Here is a 10,224-nt window from a genome sequence, read left to right as displayed (position 1 = left end):
TCGATCGCTGTATCGCAGCTCGGACAGCATGAGTCGTCGTGGCGCTGCCGTGTAGTACCTGTCCCATAGTGCTTCCTTATCGATGGTCTTCAATGTGATACCATCACACCGTGGGACTATACACCTAGGGCATAGTGCAGATAGCGCCCCTCCTCGTCCTTGATCCAGCCGTGAGGTTGAGCAGTTACGAAGCCGTTAAGGTTGGCGATCAGCAGCGTTCCGCCGGGTTTCAGCACCCGCACCATCTCGGCAAGGGCCGCGCGAAAATCGGTGATATCAATGAGCGTCAAGTAGGACACGACAAGATCCACGCTGGCCGTATCGAATGGAATCTGTTCCGCCGATGCGACCTTGTAACGGCCCTGCGGATCCCTTTGCCTTGCTCTCTCGATCAGCGTTTTCGTGGGATCGATCCCGATAGTTTCGATGCCTTGGGCCGAGAGAAGACGACAGAAGCGCCCTTCCCCGCAGCCGACATCGAGCGCCTGGCGATAGCTCCTCTCGGCGACTCGCTCAAGCATCGCCGGGTCAAGAATGTTCTGGCGTCCCCAGTCCCCCTTATCCCCCATCGCTTCAATCCAGGCATTCGCCGACTCGTCCCAACCGCCCATTTCACCAATCCCGAATGCTGTGAGGGGGCCTGTTTACCGAGAAGACCGAATGAATTCAAGGTGATGATCTATCGGCGCCTCTGGCGACGAACTTGAAAATCTGGGGCATCATTTTTCCTTGATGAAAATGTTATTGATTTTTTCACGAGACCGCTCTCAAATGCCGAAATGGACGGAGGCACACAGAGTGAAGACACCCAAAGACTGGCGGCACAGCGGGCCGCGGTGGGCCGTGATCTGCGTGCGCTGCGGCAATCGAAACAGGTCACCCTCCAGCAGCTCGCCGATCAGATCGGCCGCTCGGTGGGGTATTTGAGCCAGGTCGAGCGCGGCCTCTCGGATCTGCCCATCGCCGATCTGCGCGCCATCGCCGAGACCCTCAAGGTGCCCATGGGCCTCTTCTTCACTGCCGGCGAAGCGACACCAAAGCAATCCATCGCCGAAGCCCACTACGTCGTGCGTGCCAACCAGCGCCGCCGACTGGGATCACCGGAAAGCGGCATCACCGAAGAGCTGCTGTCGCCCGATCTGGGGGGGAGCTTCGAGACCTTCCTGACTGTGATCGAGCCTGGCGCGGCGCGTGAGCAGGCGATCAGCCGAGGCGCCGAAGAGGCCGCCTATCTGGTCTCCGGTTCGCTGGAGATCAAAATCGGCGACAACAGCTTCACGCTGAATGAAGGCGATAGCTTCCGGATCGAACGGGAGGCCTTCAGCTGGCGTAACAAGACGGAACGGCGCGCGGTCCTGGTCTGGACCCTCTCCCCACCCGTCTATTAGCGGACAACATCAACAAGAAACCCCGAGTTCAGGGCAGACGAGAGAAGACAAAGTCATGGCACAGATCCCAACTACGGCCCGCGTGGTCATCATCGGCGGCGGCGTGATCGGCTGCTCCGTCGCCTATCACCTGGCCAAGCAGGGCTGGAAAGACGTTGTCCTGCTGGAGCGGCGCCAGCTGACTTGCGGCACCACCTGGCACGCCGCCGGCCTGATCGCGCAGCTGCGCGCGACCCAGACCATGACCCAGTTGGCGAAGTACTCCGCCGACCTCTATTACAGCCTCGAGGCGGAAACCGACGCCGCCACCGGCATGAAGCAGAACGGTTCGGTCAGCGTCGCCCTTACCGACGAACGCCTGGAAGAGCTGAAGCGCGGCGCCTCCATGGCGCGCTGCTTCGACGTGGATGTGCACGATCTCTCGCCTGAAGAATGCAAGCAGCATTACCCGCTGCTGAACCTGGAGGGCGTGACCGGCGGTGTCTTCTTGCCGGGCGACGGTCAGGGCGACCCGACCAATATCGCGCTCGCACTGGCAAAAGGCGCGCGCAAGTACGGCGCGAAGATCATCGAGAACGTCAAGGTCACCGGCATCAAGACCAGCCAGGGCCGGGTCACGGGCGTCTCGACCACCGAAGGCGATATCGCCTGCGAGAACGCGGTGAATTGCGGCGGCATGTGGGCGCGCGAGATCGGGGCCATGGCCGGTGTGCGCGTGCCGGTGCAGGCCTGCGAACACTTCTACATTCTGACCGAGGGCATCGACGGGCTGCAGCGCGACCTGCCGGTGCTGCGCGTGCCCGACGAATGCGCCTACTACAAGGAAGACGCGGGCAAGATCCTGCTGGGCGCCTTCGAGCCGGTCTCCAAGCCCTGGGCGGTGAACGGCATTCCCGAAGACTTCTTCTTCGATGAACTGCCCGAGGATTTCGATCACTTCGAGCCGGTTCTGGAAGCTGCGATCAACCGCGTGCCCCTGCTGGAGCAGGCCGGCATCGCCACCTTCTTCAACGGGCCGGAGAGCTTCACGCCGGATGACCGTTACCTGCTGGGTGAAGCCCCGAACCTCAACGGCATGTACATCGCCGCAGGCTTCAACTCCATCGGCATTCAGTCCGCCGGTGGTGCCGGGCGCGCCCTGGCCGAGTGGATGGAAGCCGGTGAGCCGACCCTCGATCTCTGGGACGTGGATATCCGCCGCATGTATCCCATGCAGTCGACCAAGAGCTACTTGACGCAGCGCGTGACCGAGACCCTCGGCCTGCTCTATGCCGATCACTTCCCCTACCGTCAATATGCCTCCGCCCGCGGCCTGCGGCGCACCCCGCTGCATGACCTGCTGGCCGAGAACGGCGCCTGCTTCGGCGAACTGGGCGGCTGGGAGCGCGCCAACTGGTTCCTGCCACCGGAAGCCAAGGAACGCGGTGAAGTGGCTGAATATCAATACACCTGGGCCCGCCAAAACTGGTTCCCCTATGCCGCCGAGGAACACAAAGCCGTGCGCGAGACCGTCGGCATGTTCGACCTCAGCACCTTCGTGAAGATCCGGGTCGAAGGCCGGGACGCGGAGGCGGTTCTGCAGCGTATCTGCGCCAACGACATCGCGGTCGAGCCGGGCAAGATCGTCTACACCCAGTGGCTCAACCGCAACGGCGGGATCGAGGCGGACCTGACCGTCACCCGTCTGTCTGAAACCGAGTTCCTGATCATCACCGCCGCCGCCGTAGGTATGCGCGACATGGGCTGGCTGAAGAAGCACATTCCCGAGGATGCGCACTGCATTGCGACCGAAGTGACCGCGGGCGAAGGTGTGGTCGCGATCATGGGCCCGAACGCCCGCAACCTGCTCTCCAAGCTGACCGATGCCGACCTCTCCAACGAGGCCTTCCCCTTCGGCACCGCCAAGACTATCGAGCTGGGCATGGCCCTTGTCCGGGCGCACCGTATTACCTACGTGGGCGAGCTGGGCTGGGAGCTCTACGTCTCTACGGACATGGCCCGCTATGTCGCCGAGCAGATCCTGGAAGAAGGCAAGAACCACGGCCTGCGGCTTTGCGGCATGCATGTGCTCGACTCCTGCCGGATTGAAAAGGGCTTCCGCCACTTCGGTCACGACATCGTCGATCAGGATCACGTGCTGGAAGCCGGTCTGGGCTTTGCCGTCAAGACCGGCAAGGAAGCCTCCAAGTACGGCGACTTCATCGGCAAGGACGCGGTCCTGAAGCGCAAGGAAGAAGGCCTGAGCAAACGGATGGTCCAGTTCCAGCTGAACGACCCGGAGCCCCTGCTCTATCACAACGAGCCGATCGTGCGGGACGGCGAGATCGTGGGCTACCTGACCAGCGGCAACTACGGCCACCATCTGGGCGCCGCCATCGGCCTGGGCTACGTGCCATGCGAACCGGGCACCCCACCCTCGGCCCTGCTGGAATCCAGCTACGAGATCGAGGTCGCAGGCAAACGCATCGCCGCCACCCCGAGCACAAAGCCGCTCTATGACCCCAAGTCGGAACGGATCAAGTCGTAACGGGATAGCTCCGGTGCCGTAAGTCATTTCCTGCGGCACCGGAGCGGCCTCCCCGGCGCTTTTCAGATTTGACCGCAAGGTTCGGAGTTTCCCACCGCCCGGCTTGAGCTTAGATGCCGCGAATTCAACGCGAGGCATCTGACATGATCACACTCTACAACTACGGCCCCTCCCAGAACGGATATAAGGTCCGCCTGCTCCTGGCGCAGCTCGGGCGCGACTATCGGCAAATCGATATCGCCATCTTCGACGGCGAGAGCCGCACAGCGGTGTTCCTGAAGAAGAATCCCATGGGCGCCGTCCCGGTGCTGGAACTGGAAGACGGGACATATCTACCTGAATCCAACGCCATCCTGAACTATCTGGCCGAGGGCACGGAATTTCTCTCCAGCGACCCTCTGGTGCGCGCGCAGACCCTGCGCTGGATGTTCTTCGAACAGGAATACGTGCAGTCCAGCATTGCCACCCTCAGGCACCGGATGCTGACCGGCAAGCTCGCGCCGGACAGTCCCGTGACCACCGAACGGCGCGCACTGGGGGAGCGCGTGCTGACCGCGCTCGACACTCATCTCGCAACAGAAAATTTCCTGGCAGGCGGGCAATATTCCATCGCCGACATTTCGGTCTTCGCCTACGCCGGTTTTGCTGAGGAAGCAGGCTATCGCCTTGCTGACTACCCGGCCTTCGAAGTCTGGACGAAACGCGTCAGGTCACAGCCGAAGTTCCTGGACGACGTCATCCCCTACTCGGTCGATCCCCATTCAGTTCGCGAATTGGGATAAAATGCTAGGCAATCAGAAATCACAACCCATAATTGACACGAGTCCAAGTATTTGCAATATTAACGGGCTAAAAATAAATTTTTAAAAGTCGGATCGAGCAGGTTGCCGGCAACGACGATGGTCCTGGAAACAATTTTTTCCGTCAAGGTTTGCATGAGGCTTCCTCACCAAATCTGATTGGACCAAAGATTTGATCGGCGATTGCTTCAGACACTTGGGGGGAGTGTATTATGCTGATCAATGGGGAGACTCCGCGTCTAAAGTCTAAAAAATTCAGTGGCTTGAGATCGCGGCACAAGGGCTGGCGCCTCGGCTTTATCTGCCTTTGCCTCGTTGTTCTTTCCGGCTGCAAAACCGAAGAGATTGCTCTGGGCGTCATTGGCGCAACCGTTGTGGGCGCCAGAACACCGACCAACGAAGTCGAGCAGACCTATTACCTCGGGGTGTTCGACGAACAGGAACAGCTCCCCACCCAGGTCTATCGCGTGCGACTGCGCGGCCAGGCCAGCGCGATCAGTTTCACAAAGTTCGCGTCCGGCTGGCTGCCGGCGGAGGTCGTCGATACCCTGGGCACGACCATCAGCTTCAAGAAGGGCGAGAATACCGTTTCCGTGGAGCGGAACCCGGATGCGCAGAGCGGTGCACTCCCGACCGGCCGCAAGCTGATCCTCTTCGGGCCCGAGGGTTTTCGTAAAGCGCCGGAGGGTCACAGGCTTGTCGTGGTCATGGGCTCAAGTCCGGAAACCTACTTCGACGCGGTCAACCAGTCCCTCGGCTCGATCGCCGCAGTGACCCAGAACCGCGCTCCCGCCGTGACCGACAGCGACCTCTTCCAGGCGCTGGTGCAACTGAAAGATCAGCGCGAAAGCCTCAACGCCGTGACCGTTCCAATCCAGCTGGAACTGGAGAAGGGGCAATGAGAAACCGCACGAGCTTCTTCAGCCTGAGCACAGTGACCGCCCTGGCCTCCGCCTTCCTTCTCGGCGGCTGTGCCGTCATGCGCATCGACGTCGACGTCTACAAAGGCCCCCTGGCCAACGACGAGATCGTCCAGCTTCAACAGTTCCAGTCCATGGCCCCGGGCATGTTCGAGGTCATGGTGCAGCTGCGCGACCAGTTCGAATGGGGCGAGCTACCGGTCTGGCAGTGTGAGGATGGACGGGCGCAGATGCGCCGGCCGGGAGAATCAAGATTTGGAAAAACGACTATCGAGTTTGCAGACTGTCCGCCCGGTTACAAGCGGCGAGCAATGGACTCAAACCAGGTTTTCACGCACCCAAAGGCAGTTCAGGTCAATGCGATCCTGAAGCTCTTCGAAGACAAGAAAGTAAGCGAAGCCACGCGCTTGTCCGCAGCGATCGACGAAGCCATCAGAAAATATCGTTCGGCGCTCAACGTCTTTGATCCGCGAGAGAGTGATTACCGCAGATGGAAGCACCTAGAACGGGCCATGCGTTCAACGGAAGACTTTTTGAAGAGCGTAGGCAAAGATCCGGTCAAAGACCGAGAGGTTGGAGAGGCCTACGAACTTTTCAAATCGAGATTTCGGCGTCTGCTGGACCCACTCAATGCGCCTTGTCGGACAAAGAGCGGCACTTGTAATTGGCGTAGCGTGAACTTTTACTTGCGCGACCGGAACGTGCACGAAGGCATCGCAGAGGCCTATACCGCGCTGCAAGAGTGTCTGAGTGAGAATGCCATTGAGCACCCGGCAGTCGAAAAATCGGACAATGTCCGATTTCAAGAAATAATCTCCCCCATTCCACCAAGGCATCGGACGGTATTTTCCGAAGACCTTGCAGGGCAGGAAGTAAAACACTTCCCAAACAGCGATTTTCACTCCGCGCGCTGGATCGACCGCTACGCCGACATCCTCTACGGAACGAAATACCCAGGCAAGCTTCAAAGTTTTGCAAAAAACCAAGATAAGAAAAAACTCTTTATAGCTGCCGTGTCAGATATCGCCCGATCTTACTTCGAAGCTCGTAGTGCAATGCGCGAACTATGGGAGTTGGGAGTCCGCGGACTTTCCAGACATTCTGAGTTTGGAGGAACGAGGTTACAGAAACAACAAATCAGGGACGCGTTGGCAGAGCTCGTATCAACCGTCACAAACCCCAGGCGTCTTGCCATCGCAACGCTCACCCAAGACGCGAATGACGATGCAAGAAAAGAAGTCCTGCAAATCTTGCATCCGTGGCCCTCGACAGTTTTCCTGGACAGTCGTTACGACTACGAAATTGCGACTGATCGCTTAAAGAAAGCGCTAAAAGAATCTCCTAACAGAAACGCTATAAGTATTCGCGCCCTCGATTCCGCATTGATTTCCTCGTTCGATATTCACAAGCTCAACACTGAACAGTTAAGTCGCTTTGTCCCGACACAAATGCCGCCAGCGTTGCAATTCGAGTATCAAGACAAAGCGTCACGAAAATTCGGCGTTACGCGCGGCCTTTCGGCAGATATTCATGTAATTATTGAAACTGCACTTCCTGATTTGTCAGCCGACCTGACAAATGCTGCGGGAAGCGGCGGTTTGGCGAACGGCCGTCCGGAAAAGGGTATCTTTTCTTTGATTGACGACGTTATTAGGGAACGACAGCGCTATAGGCGATGTAGAGGTCAGCTCTGCGAAGCGCGCGCCAAACAGGATTCGAACATAGCGCGCGACGAATTATCGCAAGGCCTTATTCACTTCGCGCAAAAAGTCAGCGCCATTGCGAACCACGACACCCTGCTTCCCGAACCAGAGAACGAAGGCATCATTCCGATTACCAGCATCAGCGGGGTTGGCCCGCGCGTTCGCAAGGCCTTCGTGCCCGCTCTGCAGGCCATCGGCAACACCTTCCTGATCCAGGCAGACGAGTTGGAAGCTCGTGCGCGCCATGAGAAAAAGCTTGAGGAACGGCGGATACCGGGCGAGCTGGCCCGGGCATTCTCGCTGAGCGGAAATTCACGCGAAACCTTCGACAACCTGCTGCTTGACCTGAACAACAGGGTCAGCCAGTTAGAAGAGCAAGTGACCAAGTTCGCCGAAGCCGAGCAGAATGAAGCGGCGGTCTTAGAAGCCATCGAAGAATCCATCTCCGATCTCACAAAACTTCAAGGCGAAAACACGTCGGCCCGCGAAGAAGCGCAAAGAAAGCTCAACGCCTCCAACGCTACAGCCACACCGGCAGTCTTTGCATTCAGAACTCTCACAGGGAACGCGGAGTATGTAACCGACAGTTTCGTCACTCCGGAACAACTCATAACGATCATCCGAGACCAAAACGCGATCAACAAGCATCTTGGGGGGTTGGCCAAAGAAATTTCAATAGATGAAGTTAAACAACACATAGTGATTTGGCTGGAAGGCGACGCGGCGCGCGGGATCGTGAGTCAGATCAACCCAAGTCACGCCGCATCTCCGCGACATCATCGCCTGACGGAGACGCGTGCGTTTTTCAAGAACCGCTCAAGCCATATCGCCGGTAGCGGCAAGCTAGCCAGAGACAAGGCAGTGACAAGCGTTATCACTTCACTAACCCAAGATTATCTGGATGCGGTTGCGCTGGTTCAGGGTGCAGAGGCAGTTGTTTTTGATGCGACTGTCAGGGAGCGCAACAGCACAAACCAACTTGAGTCCGCTCAAACCACGCAAAAGAAACAGCTTGCAAAACAGAAGAACAGAACATCGGAAGACAATGATCTGGACGCCAGACTTAAGCGCATAAAGGACACAATTTCCGTTGCAATGGCTTCGCGCAATGAAGTCGTAGCAAACGCCGAAAAGCTAGGTGTTGACAAGGAACCTTCGGCTGTCTTTGCGCTTTTGAAGCAGCTCGTCAACAATCAAGCAGCCAAAGCCAAAGTGGCGGCTGAGCAAACAGAGCCTCAACTTACTGATGACGAACGAAAGCTGAAGGAAGCCGAACGGAAGAAACTTGAACATGCAGCAAAGACCCTCGCAGCCTATCAGCTGCCCACTGGACAAGCACAGGTCACCAGTCTGCCTGATCGAATGAACGACGGGGATCAGCGGGATGTCCTAGACGACCTCATTGCCGCGCTCCACTACTCCGACATCGAAGCGGAACGAAGCGGTCAGGCGGCTCGCGCGAAGTCGGTTCAAGCAGCGTTGAAAAAGGCCTACGAGTACCGCGCCAGCATGGTGTACATTCGGCCGGCCAGCGCCTACCTACGCAGCAGCTATGCCTCGAGCACCTACCAGGACGATCCTGGTCTCGGCTGGCGGAACATGTTGGACCGGCACGGGACACGCGCTTTGCCGTTCCGGATCGGGGAAGCCTTCAGCAATCTGGATACACGCACCCTGGAAATTCAGTCGGAACTCGACAAGCAGTTCTGGCAGAACATCAACAGCGTGAGGGTCGGCGGCGGGGGGATCACCAACTATGCGCTGATCAAGGACGATATCGGCAACTGGGCGATCAAATCCTACAGTGCCAACCCCGAGCCCATTATCAAGGCCGCACAAAGCCTCGCCATGTTCAATCTGGGCGGCAGTCTGGATACCAACCTGCTGCGGGTCAACGAACTGCGGGCCAATCCCAACCGCAGCGCCGGCGAGCAGGAGGAACTCAACCTGCTGACCGAACGCACGACCGGTGGCGGCCCGGCGCTCAAACGCCTCTTCGAGCATCATGAACAACGTTATGTCGAAAAGACCGACATGCAGCTGCAATCCTTCGCCGCGGCCGTGAAGGACACGACCCTGCAGAAACGGGTGCAAGACGCCTGGACTCAGTCACTTCAGGGGGGCGACGATGAAGCCTTCCGGCAATCCCTGCTCACCCTCCCGGACAATGACGATGCGATTAAGGAAGCCAACAAGACGCTGACGGAAGCCGGTAGCCTACCGGCACTGTCGGCCGGCGACGACGTGAATGACCTTAAGAAGAAGCGGCAAGAGCGCGAGAAAGCCGCCGTCAAGATGGGAAAGAATATGGTCACAGCCCTCGGGCACGTGAACAGTTATCGCTCAAAGCTGCTATCAGAGGCCGGACTTATCATCGAAAAGAAAGTCAAGGAGAACCGCGGACAAATGACCGCGGCATCCACGACGATAAAGTCAATCGAAAAGAGTATCGCAGAGCAGGAAACGACCGAGAAGAACCTGATGGCGGCCCTCGCGGATCTCAGAGCCCTTACGCCCGATGACACGGACCCACAGCGAGCGTCCTTCGACGCCAAAATCGCGGAGCTGGAAGGCAAGCTCACAGTGCTCGGAACAGAATTGGCAGCAAACAAGGAGAAATTGGCCTTAGAGCAATCTGCACTTGCCACCGCCAAAGCGCAGTTCGCACTGCGCGAAATCCAACTGCAGAAAATCTCTGCCGACGCCAACCGGATTGTCGGCGGTGTGATCCTCGAGGTCACCCGCGGGCGGCAGGCGGCCATGGCAGCCTTCGAGCAGGCGATCCTCTTTATCGGGGACGCGCCCGACGCCTCAGGCGATCCCCTGCTGCGAGTTGGTCAGCAGCAATAGCAGCCCGGCACTCCCTTCTCGCTCGGGTGCTTTTGA

The 10,224-nt window shown here is 58.4% G+C and carries 6 protein-coding genes; 5 read left to right on the top strand and 1 reads right to left on the bottom strand.

What is annotated here, in order from left to right:
* Positions 1 to 116: 116 nt before the first annotated feature.
* Positions 117 to 611 (bottom strand): class I SAM-dependent methyltransferase, encoded by a 495-nt coding sequence (locus FKG95_RS08920; RefSeq protein ID WP_142895958.1) that lies wholly within the window; start codon positions 609 to 611, stop codon positions 117 to 119.
* 168 nt (positions 612 to 779) lie between these two features.
* Here FKG95_RS08920 and FKG95_RS08915 point away from each other — a divergent pair, with 168 nt between their 5' ends.
* The 5 genes from FKG95_RS08915 (at position 780) to FKG95_RS08895 (ending at position 10,188) form a co-directional block, all read left to right on the top strand.
* Positions 780 to 1,388, top strand: a complete 609-nt coding sequence (locus FKG95_RS08915) for a helix-turn-helix domain-containing protein (RefSeq protein ID WP_142895957.1) — start codon at positions 780 to 782, stop codon at positions 1,386 to 1,388.
* A gap of 55 nt (positions 1,389 to 1,443) precedes the next feature.
* Positions 1,444 to 3,915 carry a GcvT family protein gene (locus tag FKG95_RS08910; protein ID WP_142895956.1) on the top strand — a complete coding sequence of 824 codons (2,472 nt, stop codon included), beginning with the start codon at positions 1,444 to 1,446 and terminating at the stop codon, positions 3,913 to 3,915.
* Positions 3,916 to 4,058: 143 nt separating this feature from the next.
* Positions 4,059 to 4,697, top strand: coding sequence for a glutathione S-transferase family protein (locus FKG95_RS08905; protein WP_142895955.1), 639 nt, complete (start codon positions 4,059 to 4,061; stop codon positions 4,695 to 4,697).
* 230 nt (positions 4,698 to 4,927) lie between these two features.
* A complete protein-coding gene (locus tag FKG95_RS08900) occupies positions 4,928 to 5,617 on the top strand; it encodes a hypothetical protein (protein ID WP_142895954.1) in 690 nt (229 codons plus the stop codon).
* Positions 5,614 to 10,188 (top strand): hypothetical protein, encoded by a 4,575-nt coding sequence (locus tag FKG95_RS08895; RefSeq protein ID WP_142895953.1) that lies wholly within the window; start codon positions 5,614 to 5,616, stop codon positions 10,186 to 10,188. Before FKG95_RS08900 ends, FKG95_RS08895 begins: the two co-directional genes overlap by 4 nt.
* Positions 10,189 to 10,224: the final 36 nt, after the last annotated feature.

This window comes from Denitrobaculum tricleocarpae (genome assembly GCF_007004665.1).
Classification (GTDB): domain Bacteria; phylum Pseudomonadota; class Alphaproteobacteria; order Kiloniellales; family Kiloniellaceae; genus Denitrobaculum; species Denitrobaculum tricleocarpae.
The sequence above is the reverse complement of the archived record's forward strand: the minus strand, read 5'-3'. Positions and strand labels throughout refer to the sequence as shown.